21 protein-coding genes and 1 pseudogene are annotated in these 22193 nt (G+C 47.8%); 19 read left to right on the top strand and 3 right to left on the bottom strand.

The genetic code is table 11. From position 1 onward, the window contains the following. Position 1: 1 nt before the first annotated feature. The 3 genes from M3194_RS12505 to M3194_RS12495 all read left to right on the top strand — a co-directional run bounded on the left by M3194_RS12505 (position 2) and on the right by M3194_RS12495 (position 3366). Complete coding sequence (locus M3194_RS12505) at positions 2-643, top strand: HAD family hydrolase (RefSeq protein ID WP_251654329.1); 642 nt, start codon at positions 2-4, stop codon at positions 641-643. Positions 644-1291: 648 nt separating this feature from the next. Continuing rightward, the gene (locus M3194_RS12500) at positions 1292-2293 is read left to right on the top strand and encodes a Gfo/Idh/MocA family protein (RefSeq protein WP_251654328.1); all 1002 of its coding nucleotides are present in this window, start codon (positions 1292-1294) and stop codon (positions 2291-2293) included. Next, the gene (locus M3194_RS12495; protein WP_251654326.1) at positions 2293-3366 is read left to right on the top strand and encodes a Gfo/Idh/MocA family protein; all 1074 of its coding nucleotides are present in this window, start codon (positions 2293-2295) and stop codon (positions 3364-3366) included. Before M3194_RS12500 ends, M3194_RS12495 begins: the two co-directional genes overlap by 1 nt. Before the next feature lie 148 nt (positions 3367-3514). Here the strand turns inward: M3194_RS12495 and M3194_RS12490 are convergent, their stop codons facing one another. Beyond that, positions 3515-4540 (bottom strand): tRNA dihydrouridine synthase, encoded by a 1026-nt coding sequence (locus M3194_RS12490; protein ID WP_251654324.1) that lies wholly within the window; start codon positions 4538-4540, stop codon positions 3515-3517. A gap of 300 nt (positions 4541-4840) precedes the next feature. Between M3194_RS12490 and M3194_RS12485 the strand changes: the two genes are divergently transcribed. Further along, positions 4841-5380 (top strand): cupin domain-containing protein, encoded by a 540-nt coding sequence (locus M3194_RS12485; protein WP_251654322.1) that lies wholly within the window; start codon positions 4841-4843, stop codon positions 5378-5380. A gap of 351 nt (positions 5381-5731) precedes the next feature. Continuing rightward, positions 5732-6303, top strand: a pseudogene (locus M3194_RS31640) (amidohydrolase family protein); the annotation flags it as partial. Positions 6304-6627: 324 nt separating this feature from the next. Here M3194_RS31640 and M3194_RS12470 read toward each other — a convergent pair. Further along, entirely contained in the window at positions 6628-7332 is a 705-nt protein-coding gene (locus M3194_RS12470) for an SDR family oxidoreductase (RefSeq protein ID WP_251654317.1), read from the bottom strand. 461 nt (positions 7333-7793) lie between these two features. Here M3194_RS12470 and M3194_RS12465 point away from each other — a divergent pair, with 461 nt between their 5' ends. The 5 genes from M3194_RS12465 to M3194_RS12445 all read left to right on the top strand — a co-directional run bounded on the left by M3194_RS12465 (position 7794) and on the right by M3194_RS12445 (position 12374). After that, positions 7794-8477 carry a hypothetical protein gene (locus tag M3194_RS12465; RefSeq protein ID WP_251654315.1) on the top strand — a complete coding sequence of 228 codons (684 nt, stop codon included), beginning with the start codon at positions 7794-7796 and terminating at the stop codon, positions 8475-8477. Positions 8478-8584: 107 nt separating this feature from the next. After that, on the top strand, positions 8585-9367 hold the full coding sequence (locus M3194_RS12460) for a GNAT family N-acetyltransferase (RefSeq protein WP_251654313.1): 783 nt from the start codon (positions 8585-8587) through the stop codon (positions 9365-9367). Between the two features lie 442 nt (positions 9368-9809). Then, the gene (locus M3194_RS12455; protein WP_251654311.1) at positions 9810-10556 is read left to right on the top strand and encodes an SDR family NAD(P)-dependent oxidoreductase; all 747 of its coding nucleotides are present in this window, start codon (positions 9810-9812) and stop codon (positions 10554-10556) included. Between the two features lie 112 nt (positions 10557-10668). Next, the gene (locus M3194_RS12450; protein WP_251654310.1) at positions 10669-11016 is read left to right on the top strand and encodes a winged helix-turn-helix transcriptional regulator; all 348 of its coding nucleotides are present in this window, start codon (positions 10669-10671) and stop codon (positions 11014-11016) included. Between the two features lie 635 nt (positions 11017-11651). Further along, positions 11652-12374: an aspartate/glutamate racemase family protein gene (locus M3194_RS12445; RefSeq protein ID WP_251654308.1), complete on the top strand. Its 723-nt coding sequence runs from the start codon at positions 11652-11654 to the stop codon at positions 12372-12374. 105 nt (positions 12375-12479) lie between these two features. Here the strand turns inward: M3194_RS12445 and cuyB are convergent, their stop codons facing one another. Next, positions 12480-13271, bottom strand: a complete 792-nt coding sequence (gene cuyB, locus M3194_RS12440; protein ID WP_251654306.1) for a cysteate racemase — start codon at positions 13269-13271, stop codon at positions 12480-12482. Positions 13272-13445: 174 nt separating this feature from the next. Here cuyB and M3194_RS12435 point away from each other — a divergent pair, with 174 nt between their 5' ends. From M3194_RS12435 to M3194_RS12395, 9 genes are all read left to right on the top strand, one after another. After that, a complete protein-coding gene (locus M3194_RS12435) occupies positions 13446-14369 on the top strand; it encodes a transglutaminase domain-containing protein (protein ID WP_251654305.1) in 924 nt (307 codons plus the stop codon). Positions 14370-14402: 33 nt separating this feature from the next. After that, positions 14403-15905, top strand: a complete 1503-nt coding sequence (locus tag M3194_RS12430) for an amino acid adenylation domain-containing protein (protein WP_251654303.1) — start codon at positions 14403-14405, stop codon at positions 15903-15905. Positions 15906-15909: 4 nt separating this feature from the next. Beyond that, on the top strand, positions 15910-16140 hold the full coding sequence (locus M3194_RS12425) for a phosphopantetheine-binding protein (protein WP_132306443.1): 231 nt from the start codon (positions 15910-15912) through the stop codon (positions 16138-16140). Positions 16141-16149: 9 nt separating this feature from the next. Then, positions 16150-17742, top strand: coding sequence for an MBOAT family O-acyltransferase (locus tag M3194_RS12420; protein ID WP_251654301.1), 1593 nt, complete (start codon positions 16150-16152; stop codon positions 17740-17742). A gap of 24 nt (positions 17743-17766) precedes the next feature. Next, entirely contained in the window at positions 17767-18837 is a 1071-nt protein-coding gene (locus tag M3194_RS12415; protein ID WP_251654300.1) for an SGNH/GDSL hydrolase family protein, read from the top strand. Between the two features lie 27 nt (positions 18838-18864). Continuing rightward, positions 18865-19434, top strand: coding sequence for a hypothetical protein (locus M3194_RS12410; protein WP_251654298.1), 570 nt, complete (start codon positions 18865-18867; stop codon positions 19432-19434). A 257-nt stretch (positions 19435-19691) separates the two neighbouring features. Continuing rightward, on the top strand, positions 19692-20993 hold the full coding sequence (locus tag M3194_RS12405; RefSeq protein WP_251654295.1) for an ankyrin repeat domain-containing protein: 1302 nt from the start codon (positions 19692-19694) through the stop codon (positions 20991-20993). Positions 20994-21090: 97 nt separating this feature from the next. Then, on the top strand, positions 21091-21543 hold the full coding sequence (locus M3194_RS12400; protein WP_251654293.1) for a GNAT family N-acetyltransferase: 453 nt from the start codon (positions 21091-21093) through the stop codon (positions 21541-21543). A 102-nt stretch (positions 21544-21645) separates the two neighbouring features. Further along, complete coding sequence (locus M3194_RS12395) at positions 21646-22185, top strand: GNAT family N-acetyltransferase (RefSeq protein WP_251654291.1); 540 nt, start codon at positions 21646-21648, stop codon at positions 22183-22185. Positions 22186-22193 lie beyond the last annotated feature (8 nt).

Raw genomic sequence — 22193 nt, 5'->3', positions numbered from 1 at the left:
CATGAAGAAGTACATACTCTTTGATCATGATGGTGTTCTGGTAGATACTGAATTCTGGTATTACAAGGCGGGAGAACGCGCTCTGGCCGACATTGGATTTACCTTGGATAAAGATCAATACCTCCGCGACATGACCCAGTCATTTGGCACTTGGTCCCAAGCTAGGGCGGCAGGAATTGATGAACGGATCATCCGCAAGCAGCGCGAGGTCCGAAACGTCTATTATCAGGAATATCTAAGAACAGAGGCTATAGAGATCGAAGGCGTAGTTGAAACTTTAGGCGAACTGTCAAAATACGTCCGTATGGCCATCGTGACGACTGCAAAACGTGATGATTTTCAACTCATTCATGAAAAGCGCCAAATTAGACGATTCATGGAATTCGTCCTTGTTCGCGAAGACTATCAGCGCACCAAGCCGCACCCGGAACCCTATTTGACCGGCTTAAAGCGTTTCGGAGCTGCCAAAGAAGAGACCCTGGTTGTAGAGGATTCAAACAGAGGGTTGAACTCAGCCGTGGCGGCGGGTATCGACTGTGCTGTTGTCCATAACGACTTCACAAATACACATGACTTCTCACAGGCCAGCTATCGGATCAAGACTTTGATTGAACTAAAGGATATAATCCTAAATGTAACCTGAGCGAGCATTCGCCACGATAACAGTGGCGTATAGCTGCACTTCATCCTCTTGTTCGTCGCGATCTCATTTTTTTTCTGTCCTTATGTAATACTGTATCCTATTTGATATATATGATATATTCTAGTTGCACGTGACGCGTTGGGGGTGATCCTGCTGCACCAAGAAAGGTGCTGCATTTCAAGTCCTCGCTGACTCAGACTCAACTGTTCCCGAGACCTGAACCATCCGGTCGGCGTTGATGCCTATTACCTATCATCCGATACATGAAGTCGGATGGTTGTCGCATGACTGCTGAATAGTACCAAGAACTTAGCAAGACACTGCAATTAACCGCATGATGGCGAATACGACCGTTATACCATGCCTTACATATACAGCCCGCCCTAGGGTACACTTCTCCGACCTCGGACGGCCGTCCGCCAATTCAATGCCTAATATCCGGACTATGTCTTCTTTGAAGACGATTAACTGCCTCTGCCGCTGATTAACAGCTCACTGTCTGATTGCCTTCACTCACCTGACTGCTCCCATTCATTGAACACTTCCAATGTGACTGCTCGCATGATCAACCTTTGCAATACCCATGCAACTAAAGTCGAATAAGCAACGAGCCGCCTTTTTATAACATGGACTTGGAGGGATTCTCGAATGCTAAATGTCGCCATGCTCAGCAAGTGGCATGTTCATGCCGACGGGTACGCCAAACACCTGCAATCGCTTGAGAACGCTAACATTACGGCCGTATGGGATGAAAACAAGGAAAGGGGCAGCGCCTGGGCGAAAGAGCTCGGAGCCGGCTTTGAATCCGACCTTGATGCGCTGCTCCGAAGGGAAGACGTGGACGCCGTAGTCGTCGACGCTCCAACGAGCATGCATGCCGATGTGATGATCGCCGCAGCGAACGCGGGCAAGCATATTTTCACCGAGAAAGCGATGGCGCTTACCGTCGCGGAATGCGACCTGATCTCGGAGGCCGTCCGGCAGGCGGGCGTCAAATTCTGCATTTCGTTCCCCGCCCGGACTAGACCCCATCATCTGCTTGCCAAGCAGCTGGTGGACGAGGGCCATCTCGGCGATATCACGCTATTGCGCATTCGAAACGGCCATGACGGCGCGCTTCGCAATTGGCTGCCCGACTATTGGTACGACGAGCAACTAGCGGGCGGAGGAGCCATGATGGATCTCGGCTGCCACCCGATGTACCTGGCCAGCTGGCTGCTCGGCCAGCCGAAGCGCATCACGTCGATGTTCAGCCATTTCACGGGCCGAGCAGTCGAAGACAACGCGCAATGCTCGATCGAGTTCGCAAGCCATGCGGTCGCGCTGCTGGAAACCAGCCTGGTTACTTACCGGACGCCGCCGGCGTTCGAGCTGTACGGAACGGAAGGAACGCTTATCATCTCCGGAGACAGCGTGCAAGTCACATCCAAGTACGCCGATTCTCCGCTGCAGGGCTGGATTTCTCCTTACCGGCTGCCCGAAGCGCAGCCGCTGCCGTTGACTCAATGGGTAAACGGCGTCCTGAACGACGGGCCGATGCCTTTCGGGCTGGAGGATGGCACGAAGCTAACGGAGCTGCTAGAAACGGCCTATATTGCGCATCGCGAGCGAAGAACGGTCGAATTCAAGCAGCCGGGAGGATCCAAGTAATGCGTACAGTCAAGATAGGAATCATCGGATGCGGCATGATTGCGAACGGCAAGCATATGCCGAGCCTGGCCATAGTAGAACAGGCAGAGATGGTTGCATTCTGCGATCTGATCGAGGAACGCGCGCGCGAAGCCGCGGAGAAGTACGGCGCGCCGGGCGCCCGGGTATTCACGGATTACAATCAACTTCTCGCCATGGAAGAAATCGAAGTCATTCATGTTCTGACGCCAAATATTTCGCATGCCGAGATTTCGATTGCGGCACTGGAGGCCGGGAAGCATGTCATGTGCGAGAAGCCGATGGCAAAGACCGGAGCCGAAGCGAAAGCCATGTATGACGCTCATGTCCGGACCGGGAAGAAGCTGACGGTCGGCTACCAAAACCGGAGCAAGGCGCAGTCTCAGCTGCTGAAGAAAATGATCGAGAACGACGAGCTTGGCGATATCTATTATGCCAAAGCGGTCGCGACCAGACGGAGGGGCGTTCCCACATGGGGCGTGTTTCTGGACAAAGAGAAGCAGGGAGGAGGTCCGATGATCGATATCGGCACCCACTCTCTGGATCTCATCCTCTGGCTGATGAACAATTACGAGCCGGAAAGCGTCGTGGGAAGCGTCTTCCACAAGCTAAAGCATACCGAGAACGCGGCGAACGAGTGGGGTTCCTGGAATCCGAAGGAATTCGAAGTGGAGGATTCGGCCTTCGGCTACGTGAAATTCAAAAACGGCGCCGTCGTTTCGATCGAAACCAGCTGGGCACTCAATGTTGCCAAGACTGAAGGATCGTATTTGTGCGGCACGAAAGGTGGAGCGGACTTCAACGGCGGCTTGCGAATCAACGGCGAGCGGGACGGCAGCCTGTTCCTGAACGTCATCGACGTGGATCCGAAGGCAAGGGAACGCTTCAGAGGCGAGACTTTAACCGATTTCGAGTATGAAGCCAAGCAGTGGATCGACTGCATCGTGAACGATACGCAGCCGCTCGTGAAGCCTGAAGAGGCAATGGTGGTTTCGGCGATTCTGGAGGCGGTCTATATCTCCGCCGAAACCGGGAAACCGGTCTACTTCGACTGACCACGGATGGGTAAAGGGAGGACGGGGGACCGCCTCCCTTTCTTTCGTTTCTCGGACTACGCAGCGGGCTGCATCCCTGTCAAAGCAAATAAAAGACCTATCAAGAGTTCATTGAACTTTTGATAGGTCTCTTTTTGACGTAATCGTATTAATTCGACGAAGTACTCGGCGTTAAATCTAAATGTTTGGGTTCCGGTAGGGATGCTTCAAGCTGATCTAAAACAGCATTCACTAAACGACGAACTTCATCCGTTGATTTGGTTTCCATTAATTGAATTCTTAGTTCGTTTGCGCCTCTAAATCCGCGAACGTAGATTTTGAAAAAGCGAAGAAGCGGTTTAAAGGAGCGCGGAACGACTTCTGCTGAATATTTATCGTGAAGATCCAACTGTAAAAGAAGTAATTGGAGAAATTCCTTCGCGCTATGTTCTTTAGGTTCTTTTTCAAAAGCAAATGGATTGGTGAAGATACCGCGGCCGATCATGACGCCATCAACGCCGTATTGTTCCACTAATTTCATTCCTGTTGCGCGGTCGGGAATATCCCCATTAATCGTTAATAGCGTGTTTGGAGCAATTTCATCGCGCAGCTTTTTTATTTCGGGGATGAGTTCCCAGTGAGCGTCTACTTTGCTCATTTCTTTTTTTGTACGAAGATGAATCGACAGATTTGCAATATCTTGTTTCAGTATATGCATTAACCAGTCGCGCCACTCATCAACCTCAGAGTAACCCAATCTTGTTTTAACGCTAACCGGCAATCCGCCTGCTTTGGCTGCCTGAATAATTTCTGCCGCCACTTCAGGATGTCGTATTAATCCGGCACCTTTTCCATTGGATGCGACGTTTTGTACTGGACATCCCATGTTTAAATCGATACCGCGAAAACCGAGCTTTTTCATATCGATACTCATCTGCGCAAACAATTCCGGCTTATTGCCCCAAAGATGCGCGACGATCGGCTGCTCATCTTCCGTGAACGTTAACCGACCACGAGTGCTTTCTATCCCCGCAGGGTTGCAGTAGCTGTCCGTGCTTGTGAACTCCGTGAAAAACACGTCGGGTTTTGCAGCTGTACTAACAACGTGACGAAATACAACATCTGTGACATCTTCCATTGGTGCTAATATAAAAAATGGCTTCGGCAAATCAAGCCAAAAATTTTCGTTACTCATATAATCTCCTTCTTTTGCAGCATTTAAAATGATTAGGCTATTGTAAAGTCATTTACCCATCATACATAGTATCATTTTTTTTCGTTTCATGCACAGTATCAACTGTGATTGTTTTTCAACGATGATTTCTTTACAGGACATGTCGGTTGATTTGCATTCTGTCCGTAGTCGAACTGCGCGGTCAACACGAATAATTAACCTTTTTCGACATCGGCCGCGGTAGACATTCCACGCTTCGTGCCGGTAGTATGAAAGTTAAAGAACGAATCCGGAATCTCTATCCAAGTATAAGGAGGGTTTATGCAAAATTCAGGAAATGACATTACGAATCCCCGCAGCGGGCAGCGCATGATATTCCTCAAGACCGGGAAGGACACGAACGGGACAATGGCGGAGATCGAAAGCTTCAACCCGCCGTCGCAAGAAAGAGAGCCCGAGCATGTGCATCCCAAACAAAAAAGCTCGTGCGAAGTGATTTCTGGCATTATTCATTTTCATTTGGACGGCAAGACCCATATTTTAAAGCCCGGCGACAGCCTGGAGATTCCAGCCGGCGTACCGCATTACTTCTGGAATGAAGGCGCCGAGGAAGCGCATACGATTCAGCGGTTTTATCCGGCGCTCGAGATTGACGGCTTTTTCAAATGCTATTTCGCGTTTGCCAGAAACGGCATGCTGGGCAAGAAAGGACTGCCCAGTCTGCTTCGCATGTCGCGTCCGATGCTCAAATACCAAAACGAAATACGCACGGTAAATCCGCCGTGGGCGGTTCAAAAAGCCGTGTTCACGGCGCTCGCTCCGGTTGCCGGAATGCTGGGCTACAAGAAGACCTATGAATAAGCGCGCGGCTTGCGTTCGTTGCTCGATGCATGCCATGGTTCTTCCGCTGGACAATAGAATAAGAGATAGAAACCAAATGAAAAAAGAGCCGGAGAGGGCTCTTTTTTGTTTGGAATGCGATTATCCCTGCGGAGAAACATGGTGCGGCGACGGGTCGGTTCCCGCTTCCGCGAGGGCCGTCTTTCTCTGCTTAGCCGAATACTCGTACTACGTATCGATAGGAACGGACATAGCATCGTTTCTTTCCTTTTTCATGAACTGGATAAAATTTTGTGCCGTCTTGGATAAAAGGTGATTCTTCAGCCATATTAATCCGACCGGGGCCGTCATTAGAGGCGCGCCGGTAATTTTGTGCGCGTGAATGGCATATCCTTTGTTCGCTTGGAAAGCGGTTACCGCTATGAAGGAAGATGCCATCGTCGGAACCGATACGGACATCTGTCATATCCGGGTGGAGGATGGTCAAAACGCGGCGATCATAGCTTCCGGCAATCAGCCAAGCGACGGGCTTCCACAGCTTAATGCGGCAGGGCTCCTCATGCTGCCTGCTTTCAAGGAAATGCACATCCATATCGATAAAACCTATTACAGCGGACCGTGGAAAGCGGTACGGCCCGTATCCAGCATTCGAATCTCCCCATGTCCGGACCCACTGCAACATAGACCCGGTCGTCGGCATGAAAAACTTGGAGGCAACGATGCGGGCGTTTGAGACGTTCGCGGGAAAAATGACGCATGAGATCGTTGCGTTTCCTCAGCATGGACTACTTCGCTCCCACGCTGTCGAGCTGGTGAGGGAAGCGATGAAGCAAGGCGCCACCCATGTCGGTGGAGTCGATCCGGCGACCGTCGACGAGAATATCGAGAAATCGCTTCAGACGATCATAGACATCGCCGTTCAAACGAATGCGGGCGTCGACATCCTGGCGATAAGGCCGAGGCCGTCTTCGTGCAGGCCAGCTGCTCATCGGAAGCGGTAGCGCGGCGGGCAAAGCGCGAGGCGGTATTATTCGGAGGCGCCGTCGTTTCCGGCTCGTTGAAGCGTCTGATTGAACAGTAAACACCAGTATTCCTTGGGGATACTGGCCGTGCATTTTGCCGCCGTCACCTTGAACACAAACACCGAACGAACAAGGAGACGCTCCTTGCCGTTCGGTGCTTTTTTTTCTCTCCCAAGCGATAAAATTCGGGGTATAACCATTACTAACGAGCTTTTAATTAGCGAGGTGTCATGTTTCATTTCTTCACTATTTAGTAAATAATTGAGGGTACATCGTGTGCACGCCACCAGACAAATCTCGAAGCACTTTTTGGCTTGTTTCGTCTGCCACAATTTCATAGCCGTCATTCTCAATACCATCGATTGCAAGCTTGGCAACTTCAGTGGGGTTAACTTTTGGCGCTTGAACTTTTGCAGTCATATCCGTATCCATAAATCCTACATGCAATCCGGCAACACGAATATTTTTAGGAGCCAAGGTCAGTCGAAGTGAATTCGTCAAGCTCCATTCTGCTGATTTAGCTGCAGAGTACGCACTAGCACCGCCCAAGCTGAACCAAGACAGAACAGAAAGTATATTCAGAATTGCTCCGCCGCCGTTTTTCTCAATAATCGGAGCAAAGGCGCGTATCATCGAGAGCGTGCCAAAGAAATGAGTATCCATCTCCAAATGAATACGACTCATATCACCGTCCAAAAGCTCGGCACCAGTACTCGAGCCTGCATTATTTATTAATAAAGTTACATCGCCAGCAACCCCGATTGCCGAGGTAATTGAATTATCATTCGTAATGTCCAGTTGCAATGGGATGGCTCCTGGAAGATTCACTGACTCAGGATCTCTGGCACCTGCATAAACCTTAGCTCCTCTTGAGAGAAGTTCTTTTGCAAGATGAAGACCTAGGCCGCGATTACTTCCTGTTACTAATGCTACTTGTTTTGAAATGTCCAACGTATTATCTCCCAACATTTTATTTGTATTGACCTTTTTAAACAAAAAAGTCCCTTATATAGGTTTCACACACCTTTAAGATTTATTCTTAACCTGAAGACAACCGTAGCGAACCTTGCTCATTTCCTACGAAATAACAGATTATGTACGGTGTGGCGAATCCACTGCACCTTAAAAAAAGCAAAGAAACCCGACGACAATTCGCTAATGAAGAGTGTCCTGTACGTTCAAAATTACTAACCGGAAGAATTTATGAAATGTTAAGTTTGAGCTGGATTCATTGACAAAAGCGGATGGAATTTCTACTATGAGAATGATCGATCTCAATACTGCGCAGGTAAAAACATCGACAAAGTATCCAAAAAAGTAATATTACGAATCCGGGCCTTTAATTTTACCTTAAATACTAGCGAATCTTTTTCTCCTTTTATATCCATGCCAAAACTTATTTGGAGGAATTGTTGACGAAAAGAATGAACAAGCGTGCTGCATCGCTGCTGCTGGTAGCGGCGGTCGCCGTAGCTGTGCCAGCAGTAGTGGCCGCAAACGGAACGAATCATGCTGACAAGGTTAACGGAACGGCGGCGATTACTCACTCGCATGCCGCTGAGATGATTATTAACGCGCTCCAATATGTCCACCTTGCACCGCATCACCATACTGTGCCTTTATCCAATGACACTCCAAGGGATGGAAGCAGTCAACCGATGAGCCCAGTCGGCGGACAAACAGGTCAAGTAAGCCAAACCTTCTATGACAATACCCAATATGGCTACCGTTTCAATCTGCCGGATAGTTGGAAAGGGTACACGATCGTAACGGACAAGTGGGAGGGTCGTTCCACAGACAATAAGCAAGACGGTAAGGTCGTAGAAAGCGGTACGACACTCAGCATCCGCCATCCCAAATGGACCGCTGAACAGCCTAGACAGGATATCCCTATTCTTGTCTTTACTGTGCACCAATGGAACGAGCTTCAACAGGAGAAATTCTTCATCGGCGCAGCGCCTACCGGTCCAAAGGAACTGACGCGCAATCAAAAATACGTGTTTGCATTACCGGCGCGCTATAACTTTGCCTACCCTGAAGGCTACCAAGAAGTAGAAGACATTTTGAACAGCAATCCGATCCAACCGATGATGTAATCAAATTGTAAAATAAAGGTTACCTTTAGCGTATACGGCTAAGAGTAACCTTTATTTCTCTATCCGATGATGTCAAAAATTAAAAACTAAAAGGAGGAAAAATGAAAATGATTAATAGAAAGAAAGCAATTTTAGAGAACATGATCCAAACGTTTGAACGTTTGAGTAGTAACAGTCCTTACGCAAGATTTTTTCGTGATGACAACTGCGCAAGAATCGAAACGGAGTTGCCTTTAACGATTTTCAATCGCGTATTCGATTATAAAGCACCTCATGACGATAAGATTGATGCGACCAGACAGGTGAAATCCATCATCGATGCGTATCGGGAACGCGGCGTAAAATGCGTCTGGCATACATATTCCCATACGCAGGACGAAATCGTTACCGAGACACTGAGAGCTAACGGATTCATACTGGGCAGTACCATGTCCGGTATGGCGGCTGACCTGAAAGTAAAAGTGATTAACCAGTCTAATGTGCCGGGACTGAGAATCGTAATCGTAAATACGGATGATGAGCTTGAGATGTTCAAACGGGTGTTCGTCGCAGAATACGGTCTCCCGGACGAATTGGCCCATTCCTTTACCGAAGCATTTGCTTATGATCCGGAAGGACGGATGAAGTATTTTCTGGCCTATCTGAATGACTTACCGGTAGGAACGGCCATGACGTTCAGCACAGGCGAAGTGACAGGCTTATATACGGTTGCGACATTGAAGGAATTCCGTGCAAGAGGTATCGGCGGCGCGCTTGTAGGTCATGCTTTGCACGACATGCAAGTTGCGGGAGCAACGTTAGCCATTTTACAGGCTAGTTCCATGGGACAGACCATTTACCGTAAACATGGATTTGAGGAAGAGATGACGATTAATTTATATAATGCATAAGCCCGCGAAGCTGCAGGACTATGGATGACGGAAAGGGCCAGGCTTGCCGATCAAATTGGGAGCTATGTTCCTCTTACAAAAAAAGATGTAAGAAAGATATTAAGAGTTTCTTTATAATGTACTACAAATGGGTTGTCTCAAATAGAGACAGCCCATTTGTGCTCATATGATCAATCTAGAAGGCGATCAAGTCATGTATGTGCATACATCAACTTGGGCTTATAGAGCAATAAAGCTATAAAAGACATTAGTTAATAAGCCTTTGTCCTGTCTTAATTGTTACCGTTTGGTGACTATATAACGAAAAAGTGGGTACTTCTATTCTCGTTATTCTTCATTCATACTAACGTTCATAGGATGTCCGAACGCTTATAGGAATTCTATAACGATCAGCTGGACATCCGATTAACAAATAACAATATCCTAAAGGGAGTGTCATAAGATGGGGAAGTTTGAAGGGAAAGTAGCAGTTGTAACCGGAGGTACAAGCGGTATTGGTCTCGCAGCGGCACAGCAGTTTGCCAAAGAAGGGGCGCATGTTTTTATTACTGGCCGCAGACAAACCGAACTGGACGCAGCAGTGAAATTGATTGGGGAAAATGTCACTGACGTTCAAGGGGATATATCAAAACTGGAAGATTTGGATAACCTGTTTGATACCGTAAAACGAACGAAAGGACATCTTGACATCCTCTTTGCAAACGCCGGATTAGGTTCCTTGCTTCCACTTGGCGAAATTACCGAAGCGCATTACTACAAGACATTCGACGTGAATGTGAAAGGGACTATTTTTACCGTGCAAAAGGCCTTACCCTTATTCCCAAATAACAAAGGCTCGATTATATTAACGGGCTCCACGGCCGGCACCTCTGGAATGCCTGCGTTCAGCATCTACGGCGCTTCTAAGGCTGCGCTCCGGCAACTAATCCGAAGCTGGATTCTTGATCTGAAAGGAACCGAAATTCGTGTCAATGTTCTTAGTCCGGGAACAATAGTAACGCCGGCATATGATGAATTGTTCGGTACTAATCTGGAAAGCTTCTTGGAGCAGGCTAAAAATGAAATCCCGCTCGGCAGGGTAGGTAAGGCCGAAGAGATCGCCAATGCGGTTTTGTACCTGGCTTCAGATGAAAGCAGCTATGTGAATGGTGTTGAAATGTTTGTAGACGGTGGAGTAGCGCAAATATAACAGGGGCATAATAGCTCGTAAAACGCTATGGATTTCAACGGATCCGAATACGCTGGTATTATCCCCTTCATGCAACAAAGGGGAGGGATATACTCGGGAGCTGGTGCATCATATGAAAACTTTTTATTGCGAGCTGGAATTGACGTTGGAAGTTATCGGAGGGAAATGGAAAGGACTCGTGCTCTACTATCTAATTAAAGGGCCGAAGCGGACAAGCGAACTTAAGCGGCTCGTGCATAATATTACACAAAAGATGCTGATTCAAACGCTTCGCGAATTGGAATCGGACGGACTTATTCGCAGAAAATTGTACCCCCAAGTACCACCCAAGGTGGAGTATTCCACGACGGATCTGGGACAGTCGCTTGAACCCATTTTGAGATCGCTATGCAGCTGGGGGGAAGATTATGCGGAACAATCTTTTGCTCCTGGCGAGGTTGAGATCTTGTATTTGGATTAAATTTCTTTGAATCGCAGCCACATTAAAAAACCATCGCTCTTATGGGACTGATCCCATAAGAGCGATGGTTTTTTCTATCCGAAACGCAGATACGGCGCGGAATCTTTTCGCGTCATAAACTTCTATCAGCCATCTGCAATCGTTTAGCCTCAAGCTGCGCCAAGGCGATTTATTAAGCTATTAAACGGGAGGATGGTTCCAATATTGAAGGCATGGATCATATTCATTTAAGTGTTACAAAAAAGTTACATCTTGTATACACTTTTGAGATATGTTTTTTGCATGATTAGTTAAGTGCGATTAACTGAACTAAAGTGAAATGACATAAAGCTCTAAGAGCTCGTTAATGGCCAGGCAAATGAATTTTTACAAGGTGATATGGATAAAGACATTACCGGAATAACCAGTTAGGGAATTGGAACCATGAGGGGGTATTGGTAAAAACAACCAGCAATAAAAACACTACTCCTCATTACAACGGGACGCCTCATTCTTGAGTTTGGCGTTTATGCAGATGACAGTGAAGAGGGGAAAGCAAAGCGAATAGGGATGGCGAAACAGCCGAAAATCTTACTGTTCCTTATCAAAATCATAATAGAATATTACTGCATATGCAGCTAAGTTGGTGAACGAAGATGGAACATGGGAGCTTAGGCATTATTGGGGGTATGGGTCCCAAAGCTACCTCGGTTTTTTTTGAAAGAATAATAAACAAAACGAATGCGGATATTGATCAGAATCACATTAATATCATTATTCTCAATCATACAAGTCTTCCTGACCGGACCGATGTTCTACGAAAGAAGGAAGAAGATCTATTCTTAGATAAAATATCCAAAGATATGGCTCTCCTTCATAATGCCGGTGTGTCCAATATTGCAATACCATGTAATACAGCACATTGCTTTTATAATGAGATGCAGGAAATGACCACAATTCCGATTATAAATATGGTTAACGAGACACTTAAGCTTGTGGCACATAAGTTTGGATCAGGCAGTAGAGTTGGAATTTTGGCGACTGACGGAACCTTGCATAACGGGATATACAGCAAAGAATGTGAAAATTTCAATCTTGAACTATACAAGCCGAATGAAGAAATACAAAAACGTATCATGAGTATCATTTATAAGAAACTGAAGCAAAATCAACATGTTAAGCCAGCAGAAATCGAGGAGATCATAGAGCAGCTGCTCTATGATTTCGGTTGTGACTGTGTTGTCATTGCTTGCACGGAATTATCAAGTATACCATTGCGGAAAAATATTAAAAGATATTGCATTGATGCTATGGATGTACTCGTAGAGCAATCCATTCTTCGTTCAGGTAAAAGAGTTAAAGATTCTGATTTTGCATAATACACGCATTACGGCAAGATATAACTTCTTCAATCATTTATTGGAGCCAAGAGCTTTGTTCAAAAGGTGTTTATTATGATGAATGTACTTGTGTAAAAAAGCCAATTATTTTCTCGCTATATGCGTCTTTATTATTAGGCGTGTGATCGGTATACATGATTTTTCTATAAACAGCCGTTCGACGAGCGCGGGCTTGATCCTTCCGCCGGACAACGTAATGGACCGATGCACGAGCACGTCCAAAGCGTCGACAAAGTAAGGCCGCACGGATTCGCCTAATTTTATGCACGATAATTCCGTGCACGCGAGAACGACGCCGTCGCATTTCTCCCGCTGGATCATTTCCGTAATAACACCTTCGAGCACGCGATCATCCGAATGTCCGGTTTTTTTGATATCTTCATAGATAATGCTCATAATGCGTTGTTGCATGCTCGGGCTTGGGATGAACGGCTCTAGGCCGTATTGCTGCAGGACATCCGAATAGATACCGGTTTGGAGGGTGGCGTCGGTCGCGAGAATGCCGATTTTACGATTCTCTTTATGTTTCGCGAGCAGTTCTTCGGCCGTTTCTCTTACCATGTTGACGATCGGAATAGCCGACATGGCTTGAATTTCATTGAAGAAACGGTGCGCCGTATTGCAAGGCATCACGATGGTCGATACTTCCGCATGTTCGAGCAGCGCGATGTCCGCTTGGATGAGCCGCAGGAATTGCTGATCTTTCCGCTCAAGGATCGAGCTCGTTCGGTCCGGCAATGACGCATGATTCAAAATAATCATGTCGATATGGTCTTGATCCGCTTCCGCTTCCGTGAATTCAATAACTCTGTCGAAAAAAACGGATGTCGCCTTCGGTCCCATCCCGCCGATCACGCCTAATTTTGATTTTTTCATTATTATCTACCTTATTTTGTGTTTTCATCTTTTTCGTGTACTTATACTATGAGAATTCGGGAAACATTTCCGATTAAATGGAAATTTGTGAATCCCGAAATCCGGATTTGGCCATAGTATAGTGAAAATGAATTGAATTTATTCGTAAAGTTTCCACAGGAATGGGGTTGCCGCATGCGTACCAGACGAACTAGACGCACCATACGTAGCAAGGTCATCTTAGGAGTTGCCTTCGTTCTTATTGCCGCGTTGGTTATTTGGACTTCGATCGACAGCATATCGGCGGATACGAAGACGGAAACCAAGCCCGCAGACACGCCGACTGCCACGTCTGCTGCCACGCCGGACACCAAGGCTGATACCGAGCTGCCCAAAATCACGGGAGTCAAAAATTTAACGGTCTTTATCGGAGATCGCGTTTCCTACAAGACAGGCGTAACCGTTAAGGATAATCACGATACGAATGTCGCTTTGGTTGTAGACACGAGCGGCGTCAACCTAAAGAAAGTCGGCGTCTACAACATTACGTATATGGCCAAGGACGCCGCAGGCAACGTTGCCCAAGCAGAGGCTAAAGTAACGGTCAAGGTAAAGCCTGCTAGCCCTCTCAACGAAGACGAACTGAATAAACTGGCGGATACCGTACTCGCCAAGATCGTGACGGAGGACATGACGGAAGTCGACAAATTATGGGCAATCTTTAAATGGACGAAGTACAACATCGGCTATGTCGACAGCTCCAGCCATACCGATTGGCGAAAAGGCGCGCTTCAAGGGTTTAAACAAGGCACGGGCGACTGCTTCGTCTACTATGCCACAGCAAAGATGCTAATGGAGAGAAGCGGCTTCGAAACGCAAACCGTGATCCGGGACAAAGGCAGAAAAACGAAACATTTCTGGAGCTTAGTTAAAGTCGGAGACGCCTGGTATCACTTCGATACGACTCCCACGATCAAAAAGAATACGACTTTCCTGCTTACGGACGCAGAGCTGGCGTTATTCAATAAGCAATTTAAGAACTACTACTTATTCGATAAGACCAAACATCCGGCAACGCCGACCAAACCGCTCAATGAAAGAAGCAAGTATCTTAAATAAGAAAGGCAAGGTTGGCCAATGCAGTTCAACGTCATGGAGTATTTAGAGCATACGGTACGAAGAGTACCGGACAAAATAGCTTACGCGAACGACGAATTCGGCCTTACGTTCCAAGAAGTGTACGGGCAGTCCAGAGCGATCGGTACGTTTCTGAACAGGCACCATTTGCAAAAGCAACCGATCGTCGTATTCATGAACAGGAGTCCGAAAGTGGTCGCGGCTTATTACGGCGTCATCTACAGCGGCAATTTCTACGTACCGCTCGACGACGAGATGCCCCGCGCCCGCATCGAGGCGATTGTTCGGAAGATAAATCCCAGCGCGATTATCTGCGATGAGTCGACGAAGGAAACCGCCGATGCCATCGATTTTCAAGGGAACGTTCATCTGTTCGACGACCTGATTCAAGGTCCTGTCGACGATGAGGCATTAACTCGAATCCGCTTTTCCGCCTTGGACACGGATCCTTTATACGTCGTCTTCACGTCCGGCTCAACGGGCGTTCCGAAGGGCGTCATCGCCAACCATAGATCGGTCATCGATTATATCGAAAACTTATCTGACGTGCTCTCGCTGAGCGAAGATACGGTATTCGGGAACCAGACGCCGCTGTATCTCGATGCTTGCTTTAAAGAACTATTCCCGACCCTGAAGTTCGGAGCGACGACGTATATCATCCCGAAGAGCCTGTTTATGTTTCCGCTCAAATTGGTGGAGTTCCTGAACGAGTATCGGATAAACACCGTATGCTGGGTCGTATCGGCGTTAACGATGATCTCTTCCTTCAAAGTGCTGGACAAGCTGGTTCCGCAATTTCTGCATACCGTCGCGTTCGGCAGCGAAGTATTCCCGGTGAAACAATTCAATCTGTGGAGAAGTGCGTTGCCTAACGCGAAGTTCGTTAACTTATACGGCCCTACCGAAGCGACCGGCATGTCTTGTTACTACAAGGTGGAACGGGCGTTCGAGGAACACGAGATTTTACCGATCGGCAGGCCGTTTCGGAATACCGAAATCCTATTGCTCGGTGCAGGCGATCGCGTAGCCGCTCCCGGGGAAGCCGGAGAAATTTGCATTCGGGGCACTTGCCTGACGCTAGGTTATTACGGGGATTTCGCCAAGACGAACGAAGTCTTCGTACAAAATCCGTTGAACGTTTTGTATCCCGAACTGATCTACCGGACGGGGGATTTGGGCAAATACAACGAGCACGGTGAGCTGATGTTCGTCTCGCGCAAAGATTACCAGATCAAGCATATGGGGTATCGCCTCGAGCTCGGAGAGATCGAGGCGAACGTCAATCGGCTGGAAGGCATTAAGAGCGCTTGCTGCGTTTACGACAAAACCACGGAGAAGATCGTTTTATATTTCGTAGGCGAAACGGATGCCAGATCAATCGTCAAGGAACTGAAGCTGCTGCTGCCGAAGTATATGATTCCTAATCGAATTGAGCGGCTAGACGCTATGCCTCTCACGACGAACGGAAAAATCGATCGCGTTTACCTTAAAGAAGCTTGCGTCAAGAAGGGGAGTTAAGCACATGGATGAGTTATTAAAAATATTGGAAGATATGCACCCTGACGTCGATTTTCGTCAATGCGATACGTTAATCAAGGATAAAGTGTTGGATTCGTTCGACATCGTCACGCTGCTTGCGGAAATCGACGGCGAATTTGGGGTGACGATTCCCGTGGAGGAAATCACGCCGGATAACTTCAATTCCGCCCAGGCGTTGTACGCGTTAATCATCAGACTATCCGACGATTTATAGGGGGAGACCATGCTTTTCACCTCATACGGTTTCATTCTATTTCTCATTGTCCTGTTCGTCATTTATTACGTAATACCTAGAAAATACCAGTGGGTATTGCTTCTGGTCGCCAGCTATTTGTTCTATGCGCTGTCCGGGCTTCAATTTCTTGCTTACATCGTGGCGACGACGGTTTGCGTTTATTATGCCGGACGCCGAATCGGCAACTTGGTGCAGACCGAGTCCGCGTATTTGCGGGAACATAAGCATGAATTGGCCAAGCCCCAGATCAACGAATACAAATCCAAGATGAAAGCAAGAAAACGGATCCCGATGCTGCTCGCCTTGTTCGTGGCCTTGGGCATTCTTGCTTTCGTCAAATACACCGATTTCGCGATCGCGAACATCAATCTCATCGCCCGGGCTTTCGGAAGCGAAGGCGGCATTTCCTTCTGGACAATCGCGGTTCCGCTCGGCATTTCCTTTTATACGTTCAAAAGCGCGGCTTATCTGATCGATGTCTATAGGGGTAAATTTCCGCCGGAGCGCAGTCTGTTTAAGTTCGCGTTGTTCGTTTCCTTTTTCCCCGAAGTCATACAAGGACCAATTAGCCGATTCGATCAATTGGGTAAGACGCTGTACGGCCCTCACGCCTTCGACGGCCGCAACGTAAAGTTCGGCTTGCAGCGAATCGCATGGGGATTTTTCAAAAAGCTGGTCATCGCCGATCAACTGCTGGTCGGCGTTCGGACGATTATCGACGATCCCGATCACTATAACGGCGCATACGTGTTGGTTGGCATGTTGTTATACGCGTTTCAACTGTTGGCCGACTTTTCCGGTGGTATCGACATTACGATCGGGATTGCCCAGGTGCTCGGCGTCACGGTTCAGGAAAATTTCCGCAGACCGTATTTCGCCAAGTCAATCACGGATTACTGGCGCAGATGGCATATTTCGATGGGCGCTTGGTTCCGGGATTATGTCTTCTTCCCGATGTCGGTCTCGAAGCCGATGCTTGCCCTGTCGAAGCTCTCCCGCCGGTGGTTCGGCAACGCGATCGGCAAACGCGTGCCCGTGTATCTCGCGACCTTAACGACCTGGTTCGCCACCGGCATCTGGCACGGCTCCAGTTGGAACTTCATCGCCTGGGGACTGGCCAACGGCGTCATCATCCTTATCTCGCAAGAACTGGAACCGTTCTACGATTGGTTCCATGGGAAGTTCAAAGTGAAGCATACGTTCGGATTCCGCTCCTTCCAAGTCGTGCGAACGCTGCTGCTGATGAGCTCAATCCGGCTGTTCGACTGTTACATGGACGTGCCCCTTACGTTCAAGATGTTCGGGTCCATGTTCACAACCTTCAATTATCAAGTCTTATTCGACGGTTCGTTGCTTCATCTGGGCATCTCTTTTAGTCACTACGTCTTGATCCTGTCGAGCCTAACGGTCGTCGGAATCGTCAGCTTGCTTCAAAGAAGCGGTAGCGTGAGGGAGAAGATAGCGGCGCAGCCGATCGGCGTAAGGTATTCGCTTTACGGCATGCTAATCCTCTCGATCCTCGTCTTCGGCGCTTACGGCGTCGGCTATGACGCTAAGCAATTCATCTATAATCAGTTCTGATTTCTAAGGAGGGATGATGGGACATTGGTACGAAAAAAGCTAATAATCGGAGCGGTCGCGATCGTTCTGCTGCTGGGCTCGCTCTATGTGCTGCAACGCCTGCTGATGCCCAAATACGTATCCGGCATCGTCGAGGGTTCGCTCATCGGCGAATATTACAAAGAGGACCGCAAGGATTTCGACGTCGTATTCCTCGGAGACTGCGAAGTGTACGAGAATTTCTCGCCGGTTACGCTGTGGGAGAAATACGGGATTACGAGCTATATCCGCGGCAGCGCGCAGCAGTTGATCTGGCAGTCGTACTATTTGCTGGAAGAGACGCTGAAATACGAGAAGCCGAAAGTCGTCGTCTTTAACGTTCTCGCCATGCAGTATAACCAGCCGCAAAAAGAAGAGTATAACCGTATGACGCTGGATGGGATGGAACTCTCGGCAATCAAGCTGAAGAGCATTCAAGCGTCCATGATGAAGAGCGAGCATCTCGTCGATTACCTTGCGCCCTTATTGCGTTTTCATTCCAGATGGGATCAATTAAACGAGGACGACTTCACGAACTTGTTCAGCAAGGAGAAGTTGTTCCACAATGGGTATTATATGCGTGTAGACGTGAAGCCGGCGGGGAGAGTTCCCAGAGCTCCGAGGCTGCCCGATTACCGATTCGGTTCCAACGCCTATAGTTACTTGGATCGATTGAGGGAATTGTGCAAGGAAAACGGAATCCAACTCGTATTGGTTAAAGCGCCGACGATCTACCCGCATTGGTACGACGAGTGGGATACCCAGATGGAGCAGTACGCCGCAACACACGATTTAACCTACATCAATTTTCTGAGGCACATGGACGATGCCGGAATCGACCTGAAGACGGATACCTATGACGCGGGCCTGCACTTGAACGTATACGGAGCGGAAAAGCTGGCTACGTACTTCGGAGCATTCCTCACGGATACGTACCGTCTGCAAGATCATCGTACCGACGAAACGTGGAGTGGGATCTGGCAAAAGAAAATCGACTTTTACGATCGGATGAAGCAGGATCAATTGGACGAGCTCGCCAAATACGGATACCTGAAACGTTATAAAGCGGAAACGTGATAACGAATGGATGAAGGAGTGTTTACGTTGATAAAAGCAAGTATAGGGCTGATTGCCCTCCTATTGGTGCTATCCGGTTGCGCGAACAAACCGACGGAGCAGGGATCCGCGTCGCCTAGCGCGTTGACGCAGACGGAAGGAGCCGCTACTTCGCCGGCTGCTTCGACCCCGGCTTCCGAGACGCCTGAACAAGCAAGCAGCGCCGGCTTCGTGTTCGAGGCGAACGGCATTTCGATTCCGATGCATGCCGAAGCGGCGCCGATCTTGAAGCAACTGGGAAAACCGCAAAGCTATTTCGAATCGCAAGCCTGCGCTTTCCCGGGACTCAATAAAATTTACCAATACAGCAGCTTCGACGTGTATGCCTACGAGAAGGACGGCGTCGATTATATCGCGTCCGTCATTCTGTTCGACGATACGGTGGCCACCAAGGAAGGCGTCACCATGTTCAACAAGAAAAGCGACGTGATCAAAGCCTACGGCGACAAGTTCACCAACAACTTGAATTTGTACGTCTATGACCAAGGCAAGTCCCAATTGCGGTTCGTCATCGAGAACGATCAAGTAACCTCAATCGAGTATTTGGCCAAAATTTGATCAGAATCGTATCCATAAGTAAAGACGCCATCGTGGTGGGATTTCTTCCCCCGGGTGGCGTCTTTTGTTTAAGGCGTGCCCAGAGGCACGCCTCTTCTAGCCGGTGAATGTCCCCGTAATACTGCCGCTAAAATTTTGTGCAGAGCTACTATTTCGAAAAGGTATTGGAAGAAAGCCATCGAAGATAGTATTGACTATTTAATATAGTATTTTTATAGCAAGCCTCGAGCTAGCATTCCAGGAGGAATAATCGAATTATGACCGATAAGAAGAACCATTTGTTGACTTCAGATGATGAGCTAGATAGGAGTATCATTGAACAATTTAAACAAGGTGTTAGTGGTAACGACCCGGAAGCTGTAGAGCGATTACTGCAACTGCATCCGTTGCTGGCCGTAAAAATCGACGAACCTTGGTTTGCTTTTGATGCGCCTGCGATTGTAAGCGCCGCAAATAGGGGAGACCGTAAGATGGTTGACGTATTGCTGGAGTATGGGGCGGATATCAATACCAAGAGCAGCTGGTGGGCGGGAGGCTTCGGCGTTCTGCATCATGATCATTATGACTTATCCCGGTATCTTATCGATAGGGGAGCCATTGTGGATCCGCATGCTGCGGCTTCACTAGGAATGCTGGATGCTCTTCGGAAGATGGTGGAAGAAGAGCCGGACATCGTCAATCTGCGTGGGCCGGATGGGCAGGTTCCTTTGCATTATGCCCGTTCGAAGGAGATTATCGATTTCCTTCTGGATAACGGTGCTGATATGGATAGGCGAGATTTGGACCACAACGGTACTCCTGCTCAATATGCTGTGAACAACCTGGAGCGGTGCAGGCATCTCGTGCAACGTGGTGCGCAAACGGATATTTTTATGGCTTGTAAGCTAGGGGACATCGAACTTGTCCGCCGTATGTTGAAGGAAGATCCGAACTCGTTACAGGTACAGGTTGGGAAAGGGGACTTCACCGCTCCAGGAGGTCATATTTATGAATACAATATCGGCGGAGCTATGACACCACTCTTTTTCGCGGAGCGGCTAGGTCATGAAGAAATCACAGAACTTATGTTGTCCTATAGTACAGTTGAGCAGAGATTGCTGCTTGCCTGTATGCGGGCAGATCGAAGAGCCGTCGATAGCCTATTAAAGGAATATCCGGGCATTGTCCAATCTCTTCAGCCGGAAGAGCAGAGCGTCATTGCGGATGCGGCATGGAATAATCAAACAGATGCTGTTCAACTCATGCTCGAAGTTGGTTTTCATGTCGATGCTCGCCGAAGTGAACGTTCTGCGACCGCCCTTCATCATGCCGCGGGACAAGGTAATGATAAGATCGTCCAGCTGCTCATAGACCATGGTGCCTCTGTGGATGTCCTAAATGAATTCGGGGGAACTCCATTGAACAGTTGTATCTGGGGATCGCTTCATATTCTAAATCCTGACGGGAATTATGCCGAGGTTGCGGAAAGCCTCGTCCAAGCAGGAGCTAAACTTCCAAATCAAGCAGCAGGTAGCGAGCATGTGAAACAGGTACTTTTCCGGCATGGAGCATCGCATTAAAGCAAAGTGGTAAATATAGAATTGAAAAACAACCTTAGAGGTTCGCCGGACTAAGGTCATTCATAAATCTGTTATTTTAACAACAGGAGGATTCCGTTTGCAAATAAGAACTAAACGACTAATTATCACAGCTTTTACCCAAGACAATGTCAATCAGGTTTTAGAATCGTACGCACTAGGAAAACACATCTTAAAATATTTGGATAATCTCAAGAAAGATCCAGAATTATTGGGATGGGGCGTATGGTATGTATCGTTGGCTGAAAATAACCAAGTGATTGGCGACATTGGATTTAAAGGGAAGCCTGATAACCAAGGAATGGTTGAAGTAGGATATGGTATCATTCCAGAGATGCGTAATAAGGGCATTGCTACAGAATCAGTCGGCGCTATTATTGAGTGGGTGTTTTCATCAGACAGAGTAAAAAAAGTTGTAGCGGAATGTCTTGAGGATAATGTTCCATCTATTAAAGTGCTGGAGAAATTAGGAATGAGAAGGACCGGTTCCGATAATGGAATGATTATCTGGGAATTAATTAAAGAACGTTAAACTCCCACAGTACGATTTAGTTTTCTCACGAATGCTCGCTTATTCGCAGGAACGTTCCCGCTTTTAAGGCGTAAAAGGGGTAAAGGAGCTGAACTGAATAAAGTGATCGAGATAAAGGAATTAATGGTAGCCGATCTAGAGCCGGCATACGAGGTCTTCAGACGAACCATCCCCGATGCTTTTGAGCAGGAAGGATTGGGCGCGCTCACAGATGAGATATGTCAAGAAATCGAAAGTAAGAGACTCATGTTAAACGAGGCTTTGTTTACATCGGGGTCATCAGTACATTTCCTTGTCGCGCGGAAAGACGGGGACATTGTCGGCACCATATCGATAGGTCCTTGCAATGGTGATATTATTCAATGTACTGGCGGTCGATTGAAAAATGTTTTTGAACTTGGCAGTTTATATGTGCTGCGCGAGTATCAGGGACAGGGAATCGGCTCCGCTTTAATAAAAGGGATGGCTAACAGTCTGGCCGAGCGTGGAATTGAAAATTTCTGTCTTGATAGCGGATATCGACATGCCCAAATTAAATGGTTACATAAATTCGGTAGACCTTATGCAACGGTTCATGATTACTGGGGCTTGGGTTTGGACCATATGGTCTGGTACTGTAAAGTTTCCGATTATGTAGGTTAATCACTAAG

Origin of the sequence: Paenibacillus glycanilyticus (assembly GCF_023715145.1) — a bacterium.
Taxonomy (GTDB): domain Bacteria; phylum Bacillota; class Bacilli; order Paenibacillales; family Paenibacillaceae; genus Pristimantibacillus; species Pristimantibacillus glycanilyticus_A.
The sequence above is the reverse complement of the archived record's forward strand: the minus strand, read 5'-3'. Positions and strand labels throughout refer to the sequence as shown.